The following is a 21106-nucleotide window of genomic DNA, read 5'->3' on the forward strand; positions in this document are numbered from 1 at the left end:
TAATTCTAAGTGAACAATGTTAGCAGAAAAAAAGTCCGCACCTTGGGGAAAGTACGGACTATAAAACCAATAAAGGCCTTTAACGATAAACAGTTCACATAATATAAAATATATATCGAATTTAATCAATATACATTTTAATGTTTTGTTCTTATTATTTTTGAAACGATTTGTGAGGCTTCATGAAAATCTATATCAAAACAAATCCAAAACCTAAATCGCTTATCTCCAAGAATATAACTTTGAATGAAATACTCTGACTTTTTCTCTGGATCAATTTCAGCAGCTTTAAATGAATAAACATCTTTCTCAACTACCTGACCATTAAGATCGCCACCAATACATATTTTCATAAAATAAGCCAAGAGAGTTAAATGCCGATGGTTCACTTTACCCCTTTTCTATCACTTCTGGGGATTGTTTTATTAATTTTGCACCAGCAAAAAGAGATTCCCTTATTTGTCGGTGTGTAAGTATCTCTACATAAGGAATGTAAACTTCATTACTACCTATATCTAGAAATCCATTCTTTGTTGTATTTGAAAGTTTCAAATTACCAAAATATATTTCTACCAGATACCCTTCAAATGTCATTGTAGACATAAAGCCATTTAGGAAAGCTTCTTTATAAGGTGCAATAATTAATTGCTTTAATGAGATTTCATTAAATTTGTTTGTTGAATCTCTAAACAATCTAATTCTAACCTTAATTAGATCTGGAACTATTTTTAACTTACCATTAATAATCTCTTTTAGAACATTTTCGAGTACGGGTTCATTTATACAGTCAGCAAAAGCATGATGTTCTGAATGCATTGCTCTCCAGTAAATTGAAAGAATAAAAACTGCAATTTTTTCTGCATTTATATTTTTATATTTTATTCCCTCTGGACCTTTTATTACTTCAACATCATTTCTTTTTTCCCTAAGGCATGAAACAGAATAATTTTCATATTTTTCATTAAAAAATCGCTCACATGTACTACATAGCAATCGCGTAAACCAAGTGTCATTTGTAGTGTCAACTTGCTCTTTTTGGAGCTGAAATTGATAAGCAACATTCTTTTCAGAATCTCGTAGTATGTGACTAAAAAAAGTTTTCCCTATTACATGTGAGCGCTGTAACTCTTTTTTTTCACCACAAAGTTTACAAATTTCTAAAGTCATTTAATTCACTGTTTTAAAAAAAGCCCATCTATTATTGATGAGCTTAATCTGTTATTCATTTAAAAACTATATGTTACATACTATCTTTGATTATGCCAGATCCTTTCACCAGTAGTTTCAGATTGACCAAATCCACATAATAAACATGCAACATCGTACCCATGTATACATAACTCATGAATCAGTTTTACATCTGTTGATGGACAACCAAAATAACCACCTTTATCTAGTCTACCTATTAGAAAATTATTATCTTCATCTACCCTATCAATCTGACCTTCACCGAAAATATGAGTTCCATCAGTTTCCATACTATTAGAAGATTTGAAATCAACATAAACTCGATCACCGATTTTATATTTCATTGGCAAAACTCCACTTTCATTCCGTCAAACTCTTGATCAATTACCGACATTCCACGTGTAATAGCTGCTTGAGAAGGCAATTTTTTAAAATCAATTTCATTAACCTCATGACAGCTTTTACACATAAACTTGTTTTTCTTTTCAAGCTTTGACTGAATTACTCTTACCTCAGCTAACATTCTGTTATTACGCTCTGTAACTTGGTTAAGTTGTCTTAGATATTTAGCTAGCCAATGAACAGGGTTTAATTTTGTTTTGCAGTCAATGCAAAGTACTTCGCTCTTTTCTTCCGAAATTTGGATATGTTTATGATCACATTTAATTAATTCACGTTTTCGAGTGAACTTAATAACTTGCTGCTCTTCATCAATTTGTATTAACTGTTTTTCTTGAAAACGATTCATGCCGCAGCTCCTTTTTCATGACTTGATCGTTTTTGATATTTACCCCTTGATAAATTCGGACGATAGGCATTGTCATAACAACCTTTACAAGCTGAATCTGGTCGAAGTACGACGGATCCATCTTTAAGCTTAGCTTTAACCATGAACCAAAATTCAGAATCAATGGGCCAATATTCTTGACAATGTTTGCAAAGCTTCTCTTTCCCTAGTTCTGTGAAGATATATCTAGGTTTTGCAGATTGTGCTTGTAGTTCTTTAGGAGCAATAGCCTCCGAACTTTTGAAGGTACTTGTCTCCCTAGAGTTGCTTTGCAACATCGCAAAAATACTGCGTTGTTGGCGCTGGCGTTGTCTTAGTCTTTTCATCATGCTGCATCCCCAAGACCAAGCGATTTACCGTTCCCTATAATTTGATCAGCAATCCAAAGCTGGCGTAATTTTTCCTCAGCTACACCACTGTTTACCCATGCAGCAACACTCAAAAATTCTTTATACGCTGACACACTTTTGAATTTTGAGGAGGTACTTATTTCTACCTCTATCAAATCGATCCCAAAACCATCAGGTATATTTTTATTTTGGTCTAATGCCATTAATATCTCAGCATTTAATCCTTTCCAGCCTTTTCTACGTAATCCACCACCTATATCTACGTAACAGTCTGCTTTTCCTTCTGAAAACTCAAAATAATTCATTTTCGGTGCGGTAAATGGCTGGTTTATTATTAGTTGCCCTTCATATTGATCAGTTCTATCGGCCATAGTGATAGTTAGTTCAACATTCCATTTCTCACACTCTTCTACATGTTCAAGAACTTGGACAATTGCTAAATCTTGGTAACCGTAAGCTGCAATACTGAAGTGATATGGTATTGTTAAGCGATTAGGGAAACGCTCAAGTAACGCAGCCTCTTCAACTTTCTTTGCTTCGATATAGTCCCGTACATCTTTTGAAACGAACCGCATGCTGAACTCATATTCTTGAGCGGCTTCTCTACGCATTTCAGCCTTTCTCTGATTAGCTTGAACTTGTGCTGGTGTTAGCTTATTTGGATTGTATTTTTTTGACCGTTTTCTACTGGTTGAATTAGATTTCATTTTCACACTCCCCCATTAGCTTTTAATTTTTCAGCAACTAACTGGTCTGCAATCTTTTTCACGTATTTCCATGTAAAAAACTGATCGATTTCTGACTTCCCTTGATATACCCGCTCAAGTTGATAAGCCGTAACTGCATAACCAATCTCAAATGCCAATAATTGCCAATTTTCTTTAAATACCTTAGCGAACCTATCTAAACCTTGTTTTTGTGCCTGTATACGCTTTTGGCGTTCATCCGGACCACGTTTGACATCTAATTTAGGCTTAGTTTTTACAAAACCAGTTGAAATGGCCCAAGTAACACAAATTTCACAACGGCAACCCATTCGTTTATACGTTGATGCTGTACCATGAGTAACTGCAATAATTTCAACTTCATCAGAGGTAATTTTTTTAATTTTATTACCTGGTTTTTTTAACCATTTTTTAACTGCTTTTTCTAAAGCTTTACGCTCTTTTGATTTAGCTGCAACGTTTGAGTAAGCAACTAATGCGTATTCCGATTTTTTCATATCAACAAATGCGTTCACTGTGCTTTACCTCCACCTATACGAGCATCATCCCAATCACATTCCACAATATCTAAGCCATCATGCTGAAATCTTGACCATAGTCGATCCCCAAGATCTTCGCGGACCTCAGAAAGACTTAGGTTTGAAATCACTACTGTTGGCTTCAACTCGTCATAACGAGTGAGTAGAACCTTATGAACACTCTCAAGCAGTTGAGGACGTTTTTCAGCACGGTCATGTAAACCGTATTCGTCAATAATTAATAAATCTTTTTTCACATAGCGTTTTAGCGCTTCATCTTCACTATCACCGCTACGGCGATAAGCACCAGCGATATCTTCAGCTAGGTCTGCAGACGTGATGTAAATAGCTTCCCAGTTTTTAATGATGATATTTTTCAGAATTGATGAACCAAGATGGGTTTTACCCGTACCAGTGCGACCAACAAGAAGTAAATTTCTAAAAACTCGTGCATTGAAATCCATAGTGAATTTTTCACAAGTTTTACGAGCTTTGTCTTGTCCTTTGTGACTGACCGCATAGTTACTAAAGCCGCTATTTACATGTCTTTTAGGAATACCAGCTCGAGCCATTTTTAAAGTCAAAATACGTTTGTTCTTCTCACTTTCATATTTTTCATTTGACTGCTGCATGGTTTCCTCAACACATGACTGGCAAACGATTCGACCGTGAACATTGATCATGTGTTGATTGTGTATCGTACAAATCTGATTTGTTTGAGTAATTTTATAATCCAATTTCTGAGGCATTGCGTTCATATCAATCCACCCTTCACTTCTGTGTGAGTTACTGGTTCATATTGTTTTGGTGCTCCCCATTGTTCATTTACGTTGCGTGGTAATGATTGATGGTTTTGCTCATGACCAGTAGTCATTTCGGGATTTTCGTTTTGGTACCAAGAAGCTTTGAATGCTCCCCATGGATTTTGTCTTTTCAAACAATATTCAACCGCTTCCTGAAGGGTGATTCCTGCTTTTAGGGCTTCATTCAAAAGTGCGTCAAAAGCGTTTTCGGTATTCTGAGCTTTCTTCGCTTTACGAACTTGCAAGAACTCAGCAGCGTCTTTCTCAGGTACACCATTTTTTTTCAAAGCACTCTTGAAACTAAATTTTGCTTGAGTCGATGAATCAACTACGCAAACGGCGGAGTTGTTATTACCTTCTGGATTCTGATTAAAGGATTCAGGATTCAGTGAATCAGGATTCTGATTAAAGGATTCAGGATTCAGGGCGTTTTGGTCTGAGATAGAAACAGTGTTAGAACCGTTATCTAACTGTTCTTGTGCGTTCCCATTAGTGTTTGATTGATTCGATTCGTTATCTTGATAACTGTTTTCAACAGCAGAACCAGTATTTTGAGGGGCAAATGGACCTGTTTTATCGTAAAAATGCTTCAAATCATTCTTATTTAACTGAATTGGCTTTCCTACAATCGTTTTGTTTTTGGGATTACGATAGTACACAGTATAGATACCATTACGGTTTGGTAGTTCACTATCTTTCTCTAGGCCGTGTGGGTTTTGATGCTTAACAAAGTTAACGATTTGGATAACATCAATACCATCCGCGTTGTATAACTCGATAAAACCGAACTTCGAAATGTTCTCTAACTGTTCTGCAACGTTTATATCGTCTGCAGGAAATAAAGACATTTTGATTTTCTTAGGTCGATTTTCTAAACGACCTTCACGGTCTGCTAGTATCCATAGCCCGATAAATAACAAACGAGCTTCAAAAGGTAATTCAATAATGTCTTCATTCATAAAGAATGAGGGCTTAATATTTCTAGATCTTGCCATTTCTTAAGCTGCCTCATTTTTGTTTGTATTTGAAAAGGGGTTATTCGCTCGAGCAATTGCAGCCATAGGCAAAGGTGAAACGCTATTGCCACACATATGTACTTGGTCTTTTTTTGACAACGGTTTGCCGCAATAAATCGGATCGATGATGTAAGAATCTGGAAAACCTTGCGCTTTATAAAGCTCTCTTGGCTTAAGCATTCGCAAACGTATATCAACAATTACCCAAGGCTCTCCTTTGATCCATACAGTGACTAATGCAAGTCGATCTTTGGTCGTTAAGGTATCCATAGGTGCAGTGATGTCTCTTGCATCACCATTGCCGTAATAATTAATCAAGAAGGCCGCCACTCGTAAAGCACCCTCGAAATCGTCTTTGCTTAGTTTTGCAGTTACTAAACCATGATGGCCGCCTTTAACTTGTGCACAAATCGTTGATAGTGGTTGATCTATAGACCAATTACGCTGTTGAGATGAATTGGCAAATTCAGTTAGAAACGGGGCTAAAATTGGACACACAAGTTGACTATGCCCACCATAGCTTGCAGTTGTGGTTGCAAGAGGCTCAGTAATGTTATGACCTATGCTTGTATTAAAATCACGGCAAATAAATGGAGTTGAAGAATTGACGAAATATGGATTTTCAGCATCAATCACAAATCGCTTCAAACCTTTCGCTAAACGTTTAAGTGTAGCTGGAACAAGTGGTCCTTTCGGACGATTAAAAATGGAATTACCTAAATCAGACCAATCAATAGAATATGCCGTAGGAATCCACTTACTCTGTTTAGCCTTAGGTTGTTTTGCAAAATACTGTTCAGGCCAAACAATTGGATTGCCATCACAACGGGCGATTAAAAATAATCGTGAACGAATTGTTCCCGCTCCAAAATCAGCAGCAACAATATTTGCACGCCATTCAACAATGTACCCAAGACCCTTTAATGTCTTAATAAATCGTTTCCAAGTTTGACCAATACGTTTTGGATCTGGGATCAAGAACTGTAAATTTCTTGGTACAACTTCACCAGGCTCTGCAATACGATTTACCAGCTTTCCATTTACTTCAATTTTTTCAAGGGTTACAACACGGCCTGTTGCTTTGTCACGTTTTGCAATTAATGGTCCCCAATTAAGCATCTGGCGAACATTTTCCATGCTAATAACATCCGGTTTTACTTTCCCTGCAAATCTTGGGATAACCCATGCAAGATCTCTAATTTCTTTTTTCCGCGGTTGACCACCAGCTGCTTGTGAATGGTGGGTACAATCCGGGCTCGCGTGAAACCAACCAACTTGATAACCGTCACAAATCTCAACGGGGTCAACTGCGAAAACATCCTGAACATAGTGGATCGTATGAGGATGATTTACTTCATGCATTGCAACAGCTTTAGGATTATGGTTTACAGCTACATAGACCGGACGGTTAAGCCCCATTTCTAGACCTGTACTGGCTCCGCCTCCACCAGCAAAAAAATCAACAATAATTTTCTCGGAAAAATTCAAACCATATTGGGTTTTAAATAACCGTGAAGTTTCAAAAAATACCTTATTGTTCATGCATTAGTCCCCCACTTGCCCACAATGATCACAGTGATCAAAGTCATAGGGGTTGTATTGCCAAACGATTTTTCCACAACTTGGACAGTTAAATCGTGTTTGAGGATTTTTGACTTTTCTCTTGGCTCTTTTAAGGTGCTCAGGCATTTTTAAGCCCGCGCCCTGAGTCATGATTCGTGGGTTATATTGCTCAAAATCAAAAGTTCTACGTTTTGCTTTCTCAGCTAAAGAAAAAGGAATAGCAACATACTTTCCACCTAGTTGATTTACTTCGTCTTTGGAAAAATAAGATGCTTTTTCAAAATCAGTAGCTATGTCATAAGTACCTTTATTTAACCAATAGACATCATTTCCCGAATATTTTCCTTGAACGAAAACAGCATAACCAAAAACACCATCAATAATTTGAGTGCTATTAGGCAAAGTTTGATGATCAACTTTCCATACAGCTAATGCATCAACATGATCAGCAGAAATAGGACGTTCGAACTCTCTGGCTTGATTGAAATGACGTTGTGCTTCGTCAAATGTACAAACATATGCTTGATCAATATCAGTGTGATAGCCTGCAAATTGATGACGATGAAAACTTACATTAGGACCGACATTATCCCTAAAGCATGCGATGTAAAAACGATCTCTCATGCTTCACCTTCCTGAGCTGGCTTATACAAGCTCATCTGTTCAGCATAATTCCAAGCACGTTCACAGATGTTGTTAAAAGATGAGCGGCGTTCATCTAACCATTGTCTACGCCATTTGTTTTGTTCAGCTGGATGTTTAATTAAGTTATAAGCTTTGAAAAAAGCTGTCCGGTCAATGTATGAACCTAATAAAACGCTATTAAAGCTATCCACTAAATCTTGTTTTTCTGCATCTCGAACTTGGATAAGTGTTTCTTCAAAATTTGTTCCAAATTTAGAGACAAACCACTCTTCATGTCCTCCGAAAAGAAAGAACGGAACATCTAAATCATGCTGTATTCCCTTCGCTGAATATTGTCCATTTCCAAGTACACACGTAACTATCGCAGCAATTTTTAAATTTGTTGCTTCAAATGTACATTTATCACTAAGGTTTATTAATTCAAAAATCACTGATCTGTACCCACTTCAAAACGAGAATTTAAGAAAGCTTTATTCACCAGCCCCACGTAACGTGACCAGCCAAAGTTTTCTTGCCAAAACCACCAATTGTTCTGATCGTCCCGTTTCCACGGTGTACCTTCAGAATCTGTATGGTTAGTTCCTGACGGCCAAACCTTTTTAGATGTCATGAAATCTCCCTTTGTGCTGATAAAGCACGATTGAGAAATTTGTCTTCATCGGTTTGAAGTTCTGCGATTTGATGCGGGGCATCTTGTTTGATTAAACAAGTCGAGCACTGTTCTTCATTAAAATCAGTGCATTTGCCTGAGCAAGGATGATTTGCTAAATTACTCACGTTCATTTCTTCCAAGGTTTTGAACTGCCATGACCATTTCCTGTTGGCGCAGGAAATGGTTTTTTTATTTCCAGCTAAGAAGATCCAGCTGGACTGATTTGTCACATGCATTTGAATGCCGTGATTTTTCGGCCCGTAAAGGCACTAATTCAAAGGTATCTTCGGTATACCCGGTTTGTTTTGACCCAATAAAAACATTTCTGAGAAACTCGAATTCAGTTTCTGCTTCTGAGATTTTTCTTGTGCAAATGTTTTTAATTACGTCTAGAGAGCTTTTATTAGCCATCTCACTTTCTACTTCAGAAATCTTCTTCTTACACATAGAGCGGATGAGATTAGATATGGAGTTCTTGCCTTCAAGTTTGGCGATCCATTCCATCTTTGCTTTTTCTTCTAAAGATAATTTTGCTGAAGCATTTGCTAAAAGTTTTTCAGCCATACATACCTCATTACATAGATATAGAGAGAAAACCTTTAAGAAGTTTTGGATTGGACATTTTTCTTTTCACGATTTACGAAAGCATCTAATGCCACACCTTTTTCATATCCAATATTTTTTTGGGTGTTATTTAAAATCCGAGAAACTGAACTTTGTTCAATCCCGGTTTCCTCACTTACTTGTTGTTGGGTAAACCCACGAGTACTTGTTAAAAAAAGAATTTTTTCTTTAAGTGTCATAATTAGCTCTTACGTCTAGACCGATTTATGCAAATTATTATGCATATTTGCATTATCGTCAATGCATAAGTGAGTTATTTTACCCAAATTATGCGTTTGCGCATAAAATGGATTCGCGGAATTACTGGTGAAATCTATGAATTACCTGAAATCGAATCTTGAATACTTGCTTAATAAACATGAAACAAATCCAAATGATCTTGAGCAAAAGAATCCAGAGATTAAGCAATCGACTGTTTTCCGCATTTTGAACGGAATTACTAAAGATCCTAGACGCTCTACATTAGAACCTATTGCTAAATGGGCAGGCGTTACTGTTAATGAATTATTTGATAAAGACTTATCTTTATTAGAAAGAAATCAAAATCAACATAATCCAGGTCCTGATAACAATAAAATTTACGATACCGAAATTCATTTATATGAAGAAGGTGACCCCATCCCTGATGGTTATGTAGCTATTGATTTCTATAGTGAAATTAAAGTTAGTGCCGGAGGTGGATACTTGAATATAGAGCAGCAAAGCCCACATAAATTCTTATTTCCCGTAAATGAAATTAGAAGATATGACGTGAAACCAGATTGTGCAAAAGTCATCGTTGTTGATGGTGAAAGCATGGTGCCAGACCTTTATCCAGGACAACGAATATCTATTGATACTTCAGCAAAAAGAATTTTTGATGGTGAAATTTATGCCTTTTTAAGAGGCGATGAATTAAAAATCAAGATGTTATTTGAATGGAATGAACAAGGTAGAGGTGGCTTTAAAGCTGTATCTCGTAATACAGATAAAGTTAAATATCCTGATGAATATTACTCACCAACTCGTATTGAAGCTGAAAATGTACAAATCATTGGTCAATACTGGTGGAAATCAGAAGGTCGTAAGGTGAGACGATAAGTTATGAAGAATAATGAACAGAACACCGCTGATTTGATTGGTAGACAAGCATTACTCACAACATTTGTTGAAGAGGTTGTAAGGTCATCACCAGACATAGCTGCAACGATTCTAATGAAGATAAAAGAACTCTCTAATGAGCATCATCCTCTTGTAACTCAAGCATTTACAATGGATCATTTTGAAAACCATGATATGGCGGGTAACGTCATTAAGAATGCCTTACACGGTTTTGACATGGAATTAGCAAAAATGCTTAAGCTTACAGTTGAAAATTTAAAGATTTAGTCTATTAATTTAGTAAATTAACTTTTTAAATTAATACTCTAGCTTTCATTTTAATTTACCGCTCTTGTAGCGGTTTTTTTATGCCTATTGATAAACACTCAAAAAATAATGCACATTTGCATAATGCAGTATTGCATTAAGTTATGCACTTATGCATAATAATTTCACCAACACATCTAACGGTGAATAAATAGATGATTAATTTACGCCCTACAGATTGCGAAGAATTCATTAATGACATAGACGGCGGAGAATTTGCTGAACAACTAAGTCGTGCAGTCAGTAAAGTTGCTACTGCTGCAATGGAAACTCAAAAAGCAGGCGTAATTACAATTCAACTTAAGTTCACTAAAGGTGCTGGTCACAACAACATAACCGTTGAACATAAATTAGTTTCGAATGCCCCACTTCCTAAAGGCAAATGTGTGGAAGAGCATAGAGATAAAACGCCCATGTATCTAAATACGGGCGGAGATGTATCGCTATTTGCTAAACATACTGAGCAGCTTTTTGAAGTAAATGCTTAGAAATGAAAAAAGCCCAGAAAACTTTGGACGGCTATCGGGGCTTTTTCCTACCAATACTGTGCGTATTAAGGCGAATTATTATGAATCAGAAATATATAGGCAGTCAATCTGCCCCATCTACCCCTATTTGTTTTGTACCTGAACTTAGTGGGAATAAAACTAATAAACCAGCTACTTCTAAGCTTTATCAACATCCGTCAGCACAGGATCTAAAGTTTAAAAAAGATAGTAAATGGCCGTATTTTTTATGTTTTCTTATATTTAGTGCATTAGCAATTGCCTTTCTTTACGCATGTGATGCAGAAGCCCAAATGCGTGAGCAGAAGGCACAACATTGGCAAGAACAATTTAACTCAGGCGAACCAGTTGAAGTCCAAGTACGAGTAATTAAATTAGGTGGTGCCCAATGAGAACTAATTTTTTACGTGGCGCTAAAAGAACCCAAAATTTTACGAATAATCAATCAGGCCATAAATCAACATTCCGTGAATATATAGGTAAAGATGAAGAGCAAAATTTATATAAAGTACGTTTAGGCTACACCATCTATGCTGCACCACATACGTTAACCCGTGTTTATACTGTGGATGCAACTGGTGTATTAACTCCCGTTTCTCAACATACCCTTAATTCAAGAGAATGGATTCTCCGCAACTTGGAAGAAGAAATTTCGCGACAAAGAAAGCGCGAATTAGGTCAAATTCTCGGTAAAACGCATATTCCCTCTCCAGACCGCAAAGCTTACAAAATGCGTCGTGGTTTTCTTGGTACACGGTAGTTGGGGTCAATTTTATGAAAGCACTAATTGTTGATACTGAAACCAATACTTTAAACGGATACCCAATCGAAATTGCTTACACACCATTTAGCTTTGAAAGCGGCCAGATTCTGATTAACAAAGATCATGCCTTTAGCAGGTATTTCTCTTGCCCAGAACCAATTGATATTGAGGCAATGTCTGTACACAACATCATTGAAGCAGATATTGAAGGTCAACCCAGTTGTGAAACATTCCGATTCCCCGAAGGTGTTGAATTCATAGTCGGCCACAATATTGATTATGACATTAAAGCTCTAAATAAATGTGGACCAGCAATTAAGGCAAAGACTATTTGTACTTTAGCTTTAGCAAGGGATGTTTGGCCTGATTTACCAAGTCATAAATTGGCTGTTCTGTACTATTTCGTAATGACCAACCGAGAAGAAGCACGTAAGCATTTAAGACATGCACATTCAGCTCGAGCGGATGTTTATTTTACGGGGATTATCCTAATAGCTCTAATAGAACGACTAGGAATTAAGGATCTGAATTCTTTATACCTTATGTCTGAAGCAGTTCGTTTACCAAAAATTATGTCTTGGGGCAAACACAAAGGAACCCCTCTTAAAGATTTACCGCGCCCGTATATCTCATGGCTACTGAATAAAGAAGACCTTGACCTACATTTGCGTAAAGCGCTTCAAAATATTTAAAGGTTAGAAACTATGAAACCTACTCTATTTACGCCTGAAGCATGGGCGGAGTTTACCCAACAACTCAAAAATTCTTGGGAAAATGATAACGCTGGTACAGATTCACCTATTTTCGTTGTTCAATCAAAAAATATTGTTTGGGGTTTAGACCCAGCAAGCGATTCAGTTGAAATTACGAATATTGTCGATGTAGATCAAGAATCAAAATATAAGTCAGTTGAAGAGTTTTTTGATTCACTTAAAGCTGCAGAAAAACATGATTTAAATGGCTTGGCTATTGATGAAGAAGATGAGCTTTTCCTTGATGTCAAAGTATCAACACAAATTAATATTTTATCGGAATGGAACGAACGCAACGTCTATATTTGCCATGGTAAATATTTTTGGGAAGATATTAATTGCCATCTAACACGGTCAGCTGCTGAAGCATTTATTAATCGTAAATCACATGATTATGGTGAGTTACGTGTATTTGTAAAATCACTTTATTGGTGTGATGAGTTTAAAAATCTACTGAATGCAATTATTAATGGTGAAGTAGGTTTAACTAGTAGAGATGATGACAACATTCTAAATGTTTTGGGTCCAAGTGATTCTAAAGTAGGTTCTGAAACCGAATCTACATCTGTAGGTAAAACACCTAAGAAATCAAAAAAAGCAGAGACTAAAGTGGAAAACTGGACACGTTACCATAACGGTAAACCTGTACAGTCTAGCCCTTTATCTGAACTTATGGAAAAGCTAAAGAAAACCAAAACTGCTGATGATGCTAATAGTCTCATTGAGGAAATCAAAGACTGGGCTACTGAAGATCAGAGTTTATTTAAAACCGAACTAAATAAGCATTTAGTAATTATTGCTGGTCACTCTAAAGAAAATATTTCAATTGGGGAAAAGATCAGACAAGCAAAGGACCTGACTACATTAGATGCCCTTGAAATTGATATTTCTGAAGCTGATGAACGTATTCAAGAACGTCTAATGGAGCTGGTTCTAAAAAGAAGAAAAGAACTTGAGGTTGAAGGTAACTTTTTATTGGAGTCGCCTCAATGATTCAAATTTATAACAGCAAAACCAGAACTTTCACTGTGATCGGTAAACGAACCCAAGTTTTCTTAAATGTATCACTTAATGAAACTGAAGCTTTGCTCTTCAAAGCAAAACTTAAAGATTCTATTTGGAGATTCTAACATGATGAAATTCATCCCTGACTCTATGTCATACCCATTCACAGTTTGGATGTCAGAAAGTGGTTTCTATCCTTCTTATAAAAAAGGATACATCGTTATGAAGCGTGGCAAAGAAGTAGCAAAGATATCCCTAATAGAAACAAAAAAAGGTTTTGAAATGAATGAAGTTTGTCAAAAAAGATTTACTTCATTTTGCCGGGTTTGGATGAATAAGGATAAACGTTTTATTAACCAGCTTCGGATGCGTGGCATTTCTAATTCAATGAAATTCAGTTATCAAAAGGTGGCAGCATGACGTTGAATGAAAGAGAGTCTTTTTTAGGATTTCTTAGAACTAAAGGTGTAATTAAAGTTGGCTGGAATAGTTTAGGCGTTTTAACAAACCTAGTTCGTGAAGCTGGATGTACTCTTAGCTATAACGATATTGAATTAATGCAAGAAGTTTGGTTAGCAGCTAAAGAACCACAAAATAATTGGATTCTTGCAGCTGAACATTTACCTGAGACAGAACCAAATTCTGATGGAATTGCATGTGCCGTTATTGATGAATATGGAAATATTTCTCGAGCACGCTATATGCATGATGTCTATGAAGGTGGTGAGGCTAAATATTGGTCCGAATTTACTTTTTCGAAAAATGGTTTTGAAAATGAGCACTATGAAATAAATGAAAAAATTATTTTTTGGTTGCCCCTTCCTGATTCTTCTCTTACCGGAGCGAAGTTATGATTGATTTAGCGAATCAGCGAGCTGCGTTAATGGCAGAAGTTGCTGTCTTTAAAAAAGAATGTATGGAACTTTGGTTCGTTCCAGAACTTGCAGCATCTTATTCAAATAGGGACTTCTTTTCTTATTCCATTTTTGAAGATGATCAGGTCTTTTTTATGATCGAACAAGCCCGTCAATTGTGGGCCTTCTGGAATAAAGCAAAAGCCAATGCAGTACCTAAAGGTTCGATTTTAGTTACGGAATCTGAAATTGATACATTTTGGCAAGACGATGAAGAACCAGAAAATTGCGTTAATAAAGAAAGTGACTTCAATAATTTGGGTGATTGTTTAGACATTGAAGATATTACTTCAATTACAAAGCGTCGTGTTGCATATTTAACTGCAAGTAAAGTCTACGGCACATGGGTAACTAAATTAGAAGCCGGCCAATTGAAAAAAGATTATTTCTTTGTTGGTAGCCAAGAAGAATGTGAAGAAATTGTTGAAACTAATAAGTCTCTCTATCAATCTAGATCGGGAGCACATCAATGATTGACATGACTAAAGAAAGAGAGCTTTTCGAAGAAGCTTACTTAAGTGTTGGTGGTAAGCAGCGTGAGCTTGAACTTGAAGATGGTGAATATACAAATTCTAAGTCTCTACTAGGTTGGGAATTGTGGCAGATAAAAGCTAATGCTCAGGCGGTGCCTGAGGGTGTACTTGTTACCAAGGATCAAGCAAAAGATACAGCGCGCTTAGATTTCTTGCTTCAAGAGCCGAGATTAGTCACAACTGATATTAATTACGATGAAAACTATGACAAAACTGGTGAAGGGTTTTGTGTAAATGCTGTTTATTGGATTAGTGGATGGGAACGTTTAACTGAGACAGTTCATCAAACGAAACGTGAAGCAATTGATAAGGCAATGATAGTAGAAAGTGAATCTGGAGCTGAAGTATGAGTGGATTTGACTTTGAGCAGCTTTACTATTTAGCGATTCAGAATGCAACTAAAAAGCGTAAATCAGATACAAATTGGGTTCACGTTAGTAGATTGGGACCGGGTTCAACTAAGGCTCGTCAGATATGCGAATATTTTGGAGTTGATCCTGAAGGTACTGTTTTTAGAAAAGTGGAAAATAAGGAGGTCTAAATTTAATGGCAATTTATATCTCAACACCAGAGATTTTACAGAGGTACAAAATTTCTAAAGGTACTTTAAAAAATATGCGGGAAAGGGGTTCCGACCCCTTTCCTGAGCCAATTGTTAGAGGTCATGGAAGAGCTACTAATTTATATGGTGTTAAAGCAGTGGCCTCTTGGGAAAGTAGAAACGGATACTTAGAAGCACTTGAAATTGAGCCTTTAATATCAAATCTTTCGTAGTTATTTATAATGGCACAAAGCTTATCAAACCATTTTGCATAAGCTTGTGCCTGAGGTTCTAGATATTGATTTAAATCATAAGTTCCCCATACTTGTGGTAAAGCATGCCCCAGCATGATTTCACAAATGTGCGGAGGAGCAAATTCAGCAATGTGTGTACGCATTGTTCTTCTCAAATCATGTGTTGTCCAATGGTTCATTTCTACATCAAAGTATCGTTTGACGTTTTCATTAATATAAATAGGAATAGTTGTTTGAAATCCTTTTTGTGTAGGTTTATATTTTTGAGCCCTAATAATTGGGAAAGCCCACTCACAATCCGGTGGAGAAAGTTCAAAAGCTTGTTTAATTAAAACTTCTACCTGAGGAATCAAAGGTCTAACAATTGCTTTTCTAGATCTTGCACCTGTTTTATGCTGCTCAGGAGGAATTGTCCAAGTATGATTTTGAAAGTCAAAGTCACTCTTTTTAGCTATTCTCAACTCACCTACTCGACAACCAAAAATTAATAACATCAGTATCATTAATTTGTTTTTGGGTGATATTCCAGTTGATAAAAATGTTGCATGGATTACCCAGAAAATTTCTTGTTCTGTTAAATATCTCGTCCTAGGATTTTTACGAACATTTAAATCAATTGCTCTTATATGTAATAAAGTCTGCTCTTTTAATTTTCCATGAATACAACCCCACTTCATGATTAGCTTCAAATTACCTAATACCTTTATTGCAACAGTTTTTGCATAACTAACGATTGTAAATAGAAGCTGCGACCATTCTTGTAAAGTAACTTCATCACAAATACGTTTTCCTAATCTAGGAAATACATGTAATTCAAAAGCTCTTTTATCATCTTTACATGCTGCTTTATGTGCGGCTGCGGTCTCGAAGAATTCTAGACATATTTGCCGAACGGTTGGTTGTGCTAAATATGCTGTCTCTTTTTTTAATTTTAGCTGTAATGGATCTCGTCCTTTATCTAATTCCTTTTTATTTTCGAGAACTTCTGCTCTCGCCTCTTTCAAGGACATCATTGGGTATGTACCAATGTCCATGCGTTTTGAAGAGTTATTAAATCTATACCGCATTTGAAAAACAATTTTCCCTTTTGGGGAAATGCGAACTGATAAACCATCTCTGTCATTAACAACTTGAGTAGCTTCTCTCAACTTTCCATTATTTGATTTTAACCAGGTATCACTTAAAGCCATTTTCGCATCATAAAAAAACCAACTTACAAAATATCTTAAGCAACTTACCTTCCATGCCAGCTATAATATTTTGTACAAACCCTTGTACAAATTTTTGTTTGTTGCATGAATTACTTTGTTGAGCTTTGAATTTCTTTGAATGCCACAAAACACTCACAAATTATTATTTTTTAAAGGTTATATGACTAAATCATTTGAAAAATTATGCTTTGAATATCTTTGGAGATTTTTGACGCATGTCTAAGATTGTAATGTTTGACATGGATGGTACGCTATTAGATCTCGCTTTTGATGATTTCATCTGGAATGAATGTCTTCCTAAGCGACATGCAGAGATACATCAACTTCCACTCGACCAGAGCCAAAAAACACTATATCAGTTTTATCAATCACATAGACATACGCTTGTTTGGTATTCATCAGCTTATTGGACCAAAACTGTAGGCGTTGATGTACTCAAATTACAGCAAGAATTTCAGACAAAAATTCAAGCTCGGTCTGGTTGTATTGAGCTTCTACAGGAACTGAAAAAGCAAGGATATAGTTGTTGGTTAGTTACAAATGCCGATCGTGCAAGCTTACGGTTAAAGCTCGATAATGTTGCAATTGAACACTTCTTTGACGTAACCGTATCGAGTGAACAAATTGGTTATGCAAAAGAAGATATTCATTTTTGGCAAGAGCTCCAAAAATTACACCCTTTTGACCCAGACGTAACCATTTTTATTGATGATACAGCTCCTGTACTAAAAACAGCTGAAAAATTTGGTATCAAGCACTTGTTTACTATCTTGCAGCCCTCAACTCTAAAGGATGTAAGAAAGCATGAAGATTTAGAATATAAAGCGCTAGATCGACTTACAGAATTGCTGTCTATATTGAATCAAATTGATAGAAAGGATAATGATGTCAAAATCGCTTGAAAACGATGCTGTAGAGACCATGCGTATCGACAAATGGTTATGGGCTGCTCGTTTTTTTAAAACTCGTTCAATTGCTAAAGCAGCAATCGAAGGAGGTAAAGTACATCACAATAATGAGCGTGTAAAAGTTTCCAAAGAAATTCGCATTGGAATGGAACTTATTATTCAACAAGGTTTTGATAAAAAAACCGTTGTCGTAAAAGCGCTTTCGAACACACGTAGTCCAGCACCAGTTGCCCAGCAACTTTATGAAGAAACAGAAGTAAGTATTGCTAGACGGGAGTTGATTGCATCCCAACGAAAATTGCATAATCTTGCTCGACCTGATCATAGACCGAGTAAAAAGGATCGTAGACAGATTAATCGGTTTAAACAGGACAATGATCAACACTGGTCGTATGGTGATGAATAAAAACGTCGAGTTGTGTCGCACACACACAGACAACACATAGAAGCTATAGAAAAAATCTGTCACTATTAGCCCTGTGAAACAAGTTGAGATTCAATGCATCCACTTGGGTTAAACGTGATGAACTTAGAGTATTGAGGTTTTTGAGATGGATGAGAATAAAAGCAAAGCATTACAAGCCGCGCTAAGTCAAATTGAGAAGCAATTTGGCAAAAATACGGTGATGCGTCTCGGTGACAACACTGTTCAAGCAGTTGAAGCTGTATCTACAGGTTCTTTGACTTTAGATATTGCATTGGGGATTGGCGGTTTACCGAAAGGTCGTATCGTTGAGATTTATGGTCCAGAATCTTCTGGTAAAACCACAATGACTCTCCAAGCGATTGCACAATGTCAAAAAGCTGGTGGTACTTGTGCATTTATCGATGCAGAACACGCATTAGATCCACAATATGCACGTAAGCTGGGCGTGGACATTGATAATCTACTTGTATCGCAACCTGATAACGGTGAACAAGCACTTGAGATTGCAGACATGCTAGTTCGTTCTGGTGCAATTGATTTAATCGTTGTCGACTCAGTTGCTGCTCTTACTCCTAAAGCAGAAATTGAAGGCGAAATGGGTGACTCTCACATGGGCTTACAAGCTCGCTTAATGAGTCAGGCATTACGTAAAATTACGGGTAACGCTAAACGCTCGAACTGTATGGTTATTTTCATTAACCAGATCCGTATGAAAATTGGTGTAATGTTTGGTAGCCCTGAGACTACGACTGGTGGTAACGCATTGAAGTTCTATGCTTCTGTACGTTTAGATATCCGCCGTATTGGTCAGGTCAAAGAAGGTGATGAAATCATCGGCTCTGAAACTCGAGTTAAAGTTGTTAAAAACAAAATGGCTCCTCCATTTAAAGAAGCTATTTTCCAAATCTTGTACGGTAAAGGTACAAACCAGCTTGGCGAACTTGTAGATTTAGCTGTACAACAAGATATCGTGCAAAAAGCAGGTGCTTGGTATTCATATCAAGGTAATAAAATTGGTCAGGGTAAAAACAACGTTATTCGCCACTTTGAAGAAAATCCTCAAATGGCTGGAGAAATTGAAAAGATTATCCGTGAACAACTTCTAACTACGGGTACTAATGGTGCTGTACAAGTGGAAGATGAAGAAGAAGATCTTCTATTAGAGTCTTAATTACCGCTTATAAGTCTTAAAACGCCCTTCGGGGCGTTTTTTACGAGGAAATATTAAATATGTTCAAAAGAACAGAAGAACAGCCCCAACAACGCGCTTTGCTTACAGGGCAACGTTTGCGCTCATATGCTTTTGCATTATTGACTCGTCGAGATTATTCGAAAGCAGAACTGATCGAGAAATTGAATCGTTACGCACAAAACCCTGAAGAGGTTAAGCAACTTGTTGAAGAGTTATCTGAGCAAAATTATCAAAGTGACCAACGCGTTGCAGAACTAACATTAGCTAGCCAAATTCGTAAAGGTAAAGGGCCAAAACGCATTAAACAAGCTTTAAAAACTAAACAAATCGAAAATGATTTAATTGCAGATGAAATTCATAATATTGATTGGGTGGAACAGGCTTATCAACTTAAAGTGAAAAAGTTTGGTGAAGAAGTAGAAAAAGATCCTAAACTTAAAGCAAAACAGATGAGGTTTTTACAATATAGAGGATTTGATTTAGATGTAATTATGAAGGCAATCCAACGGAGATCGGATTAGAAGGTGGTGGCAACCCCACTAGCAAAACTTCGGCACATCATAGATCTGCTACCGTTGCTACCTTCCGGTCCTGGCGGGGTTCACAGAGTACAATTGCGAAGCCACCAGCGGGGCTACCATTGCAAAACAGAGTATAGAGATTTTTAAAAGAGTTGCAAGCCTTCTTCTCAATTTTAAGCAAGTTAATGTTTCAATTGATTAATTCATCGTCAAAAACATATAAATTCCTAGAATCTCTTATCTTATATTCTTTCTTGATACTTATTTTGAATAAAATATGCTTGAAGATTGTAAACTATTCTTGCATTTATATTGTTAGCTGTTTTAATTGCAATGATCAATTAAAACCTTAGATAGCTAATGTGAATAGTTTACATATTCCCTTCTCAAGTTAGCTTTTACATAAAATTATGGACCTATACTCATGCGATTGATGAAGCATTCTTTATTATTTATTGCCTTAATGAGCACTACTTCTCTCTATGCCAATATTCCAATTGAATCGCGCGGTTTAAGTCAAAGTGGTGGTAGTTCAACTAACACTTCATCGAATAACGCTTCAGTCCCTAGTAATTTAAATTGGGAATTGATGCAAAAAAACCAACAATTAGAAAATGATATACGCACCTTACGCGGACAGTTAGAAGAACAATCGAATGATATTGAACAACTGAAAAAAGATTTATCTAATCGCTATACTGATTTAGACCAGCGTTTGGAATTACTAAATCAAAAAGTAGATCCAGAAAGTGCAGCACCAGACAATACAGCAAATAGTGATGCTACAGCTACCGGAAGCTCAGAAGCTCCTCCTACCGACAATAAAGCAGCTAGTACTACTACAACTACTGCAAGTCAAGTTACTCCCCCCTCACAAACGCAAGTAACACAACCAGCTTCATCACCTGCTACGCAAAATCAATCGAACCCTGTAGAACTTGAAAAAGCAGCTTATACTGTCGCTTTAGATGCCTACAAACAAGGTGGAGCGAAAAAAGCGATTGCTCCAATGCAAAACTTTATCAAAAATCATCCTAATAGCGTTTATACAGGGAATGCCTATTTTTGGTTAGCCGAGTTTAATTTAGCAACTGATCCGGTAAATTATAATGAAGCTAAAAAGAACTATAATGTAGTCGCTACGCAATACCCAAATTCTAGTAAAGCTCCTCGTGCGCTTTATCAACTCTACAGTATTGCCAAAGATGTTGATAAAAACACTGTATCAGCAAACCAATATAAAGCTAAAATCTTAAGTCAGTATCCAAAATCTGAAGAAGCCAAATTTTTTAATAAATAAA

34 protein-coding genes and 1 other RNA gene are annotated in these 21106 nt (G+C 36.5%); 17 read left to right on the forward strand and 18 right to left on the reverse strand.

The genetic code is table 11. The annotated features are described in order from the left end of the window. Positions 1-137: 137 nt before the first annotated feature. The 16 genes from J690_RS13780 to J690_RS0104440 all read right to left on the reverse strand — a co-directional run bounded on the left by J690_RS13780 (position 138) and on the right by J690_RS0104440 (position 9050). Positions 138-353: a hypothetical protein gene (locus J690_RS13780; protein WP_032036466.1), complete on the reverse strand. Its 216-nt coding sequence runs from the start codon at positions 351-353 to the stop codon at positions 138-140. A gap of 37 nt (positions 354-390) precedes the next feature. After that, positions 391-1167 (reverse strand): hypothetical protein, encoded by a 777-nt coding sequence (locus J690_RS13785; protein WP_032036468.1) that lies wholly within the window; start codon positions 1165-1167, stop codon positions 391-393. Between the two features lie 80 nt (positions 1168-1247). Then, the gene (locus J690_RS13790) at positions 1248-1532 is read right to left on the reverse strand and encodes a hypothetical protein (RefSeq protein ID WP_032036470.1); all 285 of its coding nucleotides are present in this window, start codon (positions 1530-1532) and stop codon (positions 1248-1250) included. After that, positions 1529-1936 carry a hypothetical protein gene (locus tag J690_RS13795; RefSeq protein ID WP_032036472.1) on the reverse strand — a complete coding sequence of 136 codons (408 nt, stop codon included), beginning with the start codon at positions 1934-1936 and terminating at the stop codon, positions 1529-1531. The genes J690_RS13790 and J690_RS13795 overlap by 4 nt, the downstream gene beginning before the upstream one ends. Then, entirely contained in the window at positions 1933-2304 is a 372-nt protein-coding gene (locus J690_RS13800; RefSeq protein WP_032036474.1) for a hypothetical protein, read from the reverse strand. Before J690_RS13800 ends, J690_RS13795 begins: the two co-directional genes overlap by 4 nt. After that, a complete protein-coding gene (locus J690_RS13805) occupies positions 2301-3032 on the reverse strand; it encodes a hypothetical protein (protein WP_032036476.1) in 732 nt (243 codons plus the stop codon). Before J690_RS13805 ends, J690_RS13800 begins: the two co-directional genes overlap by 4 nt. A gap of 2 nt (positions 3033-3034) precedes the next feature. Continuing rightward, a complete protein-coding gene (locus J690_RS13810) occupies positions 3035-3565 on the reverse strand; it encodes a hypothetical protein (RefSeq protein WP_032036478.1) in 531 nt (176 codons plus the stop codon). Continuing rightward, entirely contained in the window at positions 3562-4326 is a 765-nt protein-coding gene (locus J690_RS13815; protein ID WP_031980711.1) for an ATP-binding protein, read from the reverse strand. The genes J690_RS13810 and J690_RS13815 overlap by 4 nt, the downstream gene beginning before the upstream one ends. Then, on the reverse strand, positions 4323-5366 hold the full coding sequence (locus J690_RS13820; RefSeq protein ID WP_032036480.1) for a hypothetical protein: 1044 nt from the start codon (positions 5364-5366) through the stop codon (positions 4323-4325). The genes J690_RS13815 and J690_RS13820 overlap by 4 nt, the downstream gene beginning before the upstream one ends. A gap of 3 nt (positions 5367-5369) precedes the next feature. Then, complete coding sequence (locus J690_RS13825) at positions 5370-6929, reverse strand: DNA cytosine methyltransferase (RefSeq protein WP_032036482.1); 1560 nt, start codon at positions 6927-6929, stop codon at positions 5370-5372. Between the two features lie 3 nt (positions 6930-6932). Continuing rightward, positions 6933-7574 (reverse strand): hypothetical protein, encoded by a 642-nt coding sequence (locus J690_RS13830; RefSeq protein WP_032036484.1) that lies wholly within the window; start codon positions 7572-7574, stop codon positions 6933-6935. Then, entirely contained in the window at positions 7571-8026 is a 456-nt protein-coding gene (locus J690_RS13835; protein ID WP_032036485.1) for a hypothetical protein, read from the reverse strand. The genes J690_RS13830 and J690_RS13835 overlap by 4 nt, the downstream gene beginning before the upstream one ends. Then, positions 8023-8205 (reverse strand): hypothetical protein, encoded by a 183-nt coding sequence (locus J690_RS13840; protein ID WP_032036487.1) that lies wholly within the window; start codon positions 8203-8205, stop codon positions 8023-8025. The genes J690_RS13835 and J690_RS13840 overlap by 4 nt, the downstream gene beginning before the upstream one ends. Beyond that, a complete protein-coding gene (locus J690_RS24385; RefSeq protein ID WP_171073733.1) occupies positions 8202-8372 on the reverse strand; it encodes a hypothetical protein in 171 nt (56 codons plus the stop codon). The genes J690_RS13840 and J690_RS24385 overlap by 4 nt, the downstream gene beginning before the upstream one ends. Positions 8373-8436: 64 nt before the next feature. Further along, positions 8437-8811, reverse strand: coding sequence for a hypothetical protein (locus J690_RS0104435; RefSeq protein WP_032036489.1), 375 nt, complete (start codon positions 8809-8811; stop codon positions 8437-8439). 35 nt (positions 8812-8846) lie between these two features. Beyond that, positions 8847-9050 carry a MarR family transcriptional regulator gene (locus J690_RS0104440; RefSeq protein WP_016145624.1) on the reverse strand — a complete coding sequence of 68 codons (204 nt, stop codon included), beginning with the start codon at positions 9048-9050 and terminating at the stop codon, positions 8847-8849. A 136-nt stretch (positions 9051-9186) separates the two neighbouring features. On the opposite strand from J690_RS0104440, the gene J690_RS13845 reads away from it, so the two are divergent. The 12 genes from J690_RS13845 to J690_RS0104460 all read left to right on the forward strand — a co-directional run bounded on the left by J690_RS13845 (position 9187) and on the right by J690_RS0104460 (position 15292). Next, complete coding sequence (locus J690_RS13845) at positions 9187-9951, forward strand: S24 family peptidase (protein WP_032036491.1); 765 nt, start codon at positions 9187-9189, stop codon at positions 9949-9951. Positions 9952-9954: 3 nt separating this feature from the next. Then, positions 9955-10239, forward strand: coding sequence for a hypothetical protein (locus J690_RS13850; protein ID WP_032036493.1), 285 nt, complete (start codon positions 9955-9957; stop codon positions 10237-10239). Between the two features lie 194 nt (positions 10240-10433). Further along, positions 10434-10766, forward strand: a complete 333-nt coding sequence (locus J690_RS13855) for a hypothetical protein (RefSeq protein ID WP_032036495.1) — start codon at positions 10434-10436, stop codon at positions 10764-10766. 80 nt (positions 10767-10846) lie between these two features. Next, positions 10847-11176: a hypothetical protein gene (locus J690_RS13860; protein WP_032036497.1), complete on the forward strand. Its 330-nt coding sequence runs from the start codon at positions 10847-10849 to the stop codon at positions 11174-11176. Further along, positions 11173-11544, forward strand: a complete 372-nt coding sequence (locus J690_RS13865) for a hypothetical protein (RefSeq protein ID WP_032036499.1) — start codon at positions 11173-11175, stop codon at positions 11542-11544. The genes J690_RS13860 and J690_RS13865 overlap by 4 nt, the downstream gene beginning before the upstream one ends. Positions 11545-11558: 14 nt before the next feature. Beyond that, positions 11559-12239 (forward strand): 3'-5' exonuclease, encoded by a 681-nt coding sequence (locus J690_RS13870; RefSeq protein ID WP_032036501.1) that lies wholly within the window; start codon positions 11559-11561, stop codon positions 12237-12239. A 12-nt stretch (positions 12240-12251) separates the two neighbouring features. Then, entirely contained in the window at positions 12252-13292 is a 1041-nt protein-coding gene (locus J690_RS13875) for an ead/Ea22-like family protein (RefSeq protein WP_032036503.1), read from the forward strand. 138 nt (positions 13293-13430) lie between these two features. After that, on the forward strand, positions 13431-13724 hold the full coding sequence (locus J690_RS0104445; protein WP_081405170.1) for a hypothetical protein: 294 nt from the start codon (positions 13431-13433) through the stop codon (positions 13722-13724). Next, a complete protein-coding gene (locus J690_RS13880; protein WP_050688053.1) occupies positions 13721-14158 on the forward strand; it encodes a hypothetical protein in 438 nt (145 codons plus the stop codon). The genes J690_RS0104445 and J690_RS13880 overlap by 4 nt, the downstream gene beginning before the upstream one ends. Then, complete coding sequence (locus J690_RS13885; protein ID WP_032036506.1) at positions 14155-14691, forward strand: hypothetical protein; 537 nt, start codon at positions 14155-14157, stop codon at positions 14689-14691. Before J690_RS13880 ends, J690_RS13885 begins: the two co-directional genes overlap by 4 nt. Then, a complete protein-coding gene (locus J690_RS24280; protein WP_155762597.1) occupies positions 14688-15101 on the forward strand; it encodes a hypothetical protein in 414 nt (137 codons plus the stop codon). Before J690_RS13885 ends, J690_RS24280 begins: the two co-directional genes overlap by 4 nt. Then, complete coding sequence (locus tag J690_RS0104460) at positions 15098-15292, forward strand: hypothetical protein (protein WP_032036509.1); 195 nt, start codon at positions 15098-15100, stop codon at positions 15290-15292. The genes J690_RS24280 and J690_RS0104460 overlap by 4 nt, the downstream gene beginning before the upstream one ends. A 121-nt stretch (positions 15293-15413) precedes the next feature. Here J690_RS0104460 and J690_RS13890 read toward each other — a convergent pair whose 3' ends face one another. Then, a complete protein-coding gene (locus J690_RS13890) occupies positions 15414-16736 on the reverse strand; it encodes a tyrosine-type recombinase/integrase (protein WP_032036510.1) in 1323 nt (440 codons plus the stop codon). A 236-nt stretch (positions 16737-16972) separates the two neighbouring features. On the opposite strand from J690_RS13890, the gene J690_RS13895 reads away from it, so the two are divergent. The 4 genes from J690_RS13895 (at position 16973) to J690_RS13910 (ending at position 19805) form a co-directional block, all read left to right on the forward strand. Then, a complete protein-coding gene (locus J690_RS13895) occupies positions 16973-17659 on the forward strand; it encodes an HAD-IA family hydrolase (protein ID WP_032036512.1) in 687 nt (228 codons plus the stop codon). Then, positions 17643-18071: an RNA-binding S4 domain-containing protein gene (locus J690_RS13900; protein WP_032036514.1), complete on the forward strand. Its 429-nt coding sequence runs from the start codon at positions 17643-17645 to the stop codon at positions 18069-18071. Before J690_RS13895 ends, J690_RS13900 begins: the two co-directional genes overlap by 17 nt. 145 nt (positions 18072-18216) lie before the next feature. Continuing rightward, the gene (recA, locus tag J690_RS13905; RefSeq protein ID WP_002115680.1) at positions 18217-19263 is read left to right on the forward strand and encodes a recombinase RecA; all 1047 of its coding nucleotides are present in this window, start codon (positions 18217-18219) and stop codon (positions 19261-19263) included. Positions 19264-19322: 59 nt separating this feature from the next. Continuing rightward, positions 19323-19805 carry a regulatory protein RecX gene (locus J690_RS13910; protein WP_005068912.1) on the forward strand — a complete coding sequence of 161 codons (483 nt, stop codon included), beginning with the start codon at positions 19323-19325 and terminating at the stop codon, positions 19803-19805. Between the two features lie 13 nt (positions 19806-19818). Here J690_RS13910 and ffs read toward each other — a convergent pair. Then, positions 19819-19915: signal recognition particle sRNA small type (gene ffs, locus J690_RS23550), an RNA gene on the reverse strand. Between the two features lie 314 nt (positions 19916-20229). On the opposite strand from ffs, the gene J690_RS13915 reads away from it, so the two are divergent. Continuing rightward, positions 20230-21105, forward strand: coding sequence for a YbgF trimerization domain-containing protein (locus J690_RS13915; protein ID WP_032036516.1), 876 nt, complete (start codon positions 20230-20232; stop codon positions 21103-21105). Position 21106: the final 1 nt, after the last annotated feature.

This window comes from Acinetobacter sp. 742879 (genome assembly GCF_000588535.1).
GTDB lineage: Bacteria > Pseudomonadota > Gammaproteobacteria > Pseudomonadales > Moraxellaceae > Acinetobacter > Acinetobacter pittii.

Coding starts and splice junctions, on each gene's coding strand:
- J690_RS13780 (WP_032036466.1), bottom strand. CDS start 353: ATGAAAATATGTATTGGTGGCGATCTTAATGGTCAGGTAGTTGAGAAA.
- J690_RS13785 (WP_032036468.1), bottom strand. CDS start 1,167: ATGACTTTAGAAATTTGTAAACTTTGTGGTGAAAAAAAAGAGTTACAG.
- J690_RS13790 (WP_032036470.1), bottom strand. CDS start 1,532: ATGAAATATAAAATCGGTGATCGAGTTTATGTTGATTTCAAATCTTCT.
- J690_RS13795 (WP_032036472.1), bottom strand. CDS start 1,936: ATGAATCGTTTTCAAGAAAAACAGTTAATACAAATTGATGAAGAGCAG.
- J690_RS13800 (WP_032036474.1), bottom strand. CDS start 2,304: ATGATGAAAAGACTAAGACAACGCCAGCGCCAACAACGCAGTATTTTT.
- J690_RS13805 (WP_032036476.1), bottom strand. CDS start 3,032: ATGAAATCTAATTCAACCAGTAGAAAACGGTCAAAAAAATACAATCCA.
- J690_RS13815 (WP_031980711.1), bottom strand. CDS start 4,326: ATGAACGCAATGCCTCAGAAATTGGATTATAAAATTACTCAAACAAAT.
- J690_RS13820 (WP_032036480.1), bottom strand. CDS start 5,366: ATGGCAAGATCTAGAAATATTAAGCCCTCATTCTTTATGAATGAAGAC.
- J690_RS13825 (WP_032036482.1), bottom strand. CDS start 6,929: ATGAACAATAAGGTATTTTTTGAAACTTCACGGTTATTTAAAACCCAA.
- J690_RS13830 (WP_032036484.1), bottom strand. CDS start 7,574: ATGAGAGATCGTTTTTACATCGCATGCTTTAGGGATAATGTCGGTCCT.
- J690_RS13840 (WP_032036487.1), bottom strand. CDS start 8,205: ATGACATCTAAAAAGGTTTGGCCGTCAGGAACTAACCATACAGATTCT.
- J690_RS0104435 (WP_032036489.1), bottom strand. CDS start 8,811: ATGGCTGAAAAACTTTTAGCAAATGCTTCAGCAAAATTATCTTTAGAA.
- J690_RS0104440 (WP_016145624.1), bottom strand. CDS start 9,050: ATGACACTTAAAGAAAAAATTCTTTTTTTAACAAGTACTCGTGGGTTT.
- J690_RS13845 (WP_032036491.1), top strand. CDS start 9,187: ATGAATTACCTGAAATCGAATCTTGAATACTTGCTTAATAAACATGAA.
- J690_RS13850 (WP_032036493.1), top strand. CDS start 9,955: ATGAAGAATAATGAACAGAACACCGCTGATTTGATTGGTAGACAAGCA.
- J690_RS13855 (WP_032036495.1), top strand. CDS start 10,434: ATGATTAATTTACGCCCTACAGATTGCGAAGAATTCATTAATGACATA.
- J690_RS13860 (WP_032036497.1), top strand. CDS start 10,847: ATGAATCAGAAATATATAGGCAGTCAATCTGCCCCATCTACCCCTATT.
- J690_RS13865 (WP_032036499.1), top strand. CDS start 11,173: ATGAGAACTAATTTTTTACGTGGCGCTAAAAGAACCCAAAATTTTACG.
- J690_RS13870 (WP_032036501.1), top strand. CDS start 11,559: ATGAAAGCACTAATTGTTGATACTGAAACCAATACTTTAAACGGATAC.
- J690_RS13875 (WP_032036503.1), top strand. CDS start 12,252: ATGAAACCTACTCTATTTACGCCTGAAGCATGGGCGGAGTTTACCCAA.
- J690_RS0104445 (WP_081405170.1), top strand. CDS start 13,431: ATGATGAAATTCATCCCTGACTCTATGTCATACCCATTCACAGTTTGG.
- J690_RS13880 (WP_050688053.1), top strand. CDS start 13,721: ATGACGTTGAATGAAAGAGAGTCTTTTTTAGGATTTCTTAGAACTAAA.
- J690_RS13885 (WP_032036506.1), top strand. CDS start 14,155: ATGATTGATTTAGCGAATCAGCGAGCTGCGTTAATGGCAGAAGTTGCT.
- J690_RS24280 (WP_155762597.1), top strand. CDS start 14,688: ATGATTGACATGACTAAAGAAAGAGAGCTTTTCGAAGAAGCTTACTTA.
- J690_RS0104460 (WP_032036509.1), top strand. CDS start 15,098: ATGAGTGGATTTGACTTTGAGCAGCTTTACTATTTAGCGATTCAGAAT.
- J690_RS13890 (WP_032036510.1), bottom strand. CDS start 16,736: ATGGCTTTAAGTGATACCTGGTTAAAATCAAATAATGGAAAGTTGAGA.
- J690_RS13895 (WP_032036512.1), top strand. CDS start 16,973: ATGTCTAAGATTGTAATGTTTGACATGGATGGTACGCTATTAGATCTC.
- J690_RS13900 (WP_032036514.1), top strand. CDS start 17,643: ATGTCAAAATCGCTTGAAAACGATGCTGTAGAGACCATGCGTATCGAC.
- recA (WP_002115680.1), top strand. CDS start 18,217: ATGGATGAGAATAAAAGCAAAGCATTACAAGCCGCGCTAAGTCAAATT.
- J690_RS13910 (WP_005068912.1), top strand. CDS start 19,323: ATGTTCAAAAGAACAGAAGAACAGCCCCAACAACGCGCTTTGCTTACA.
- J690_RS13915 (WP_032036516.1), top strand. CDS start 20,230: ATGCGATTGATGAAGCATTCTTTATTATTTATTGCCTTAATGAGCACT.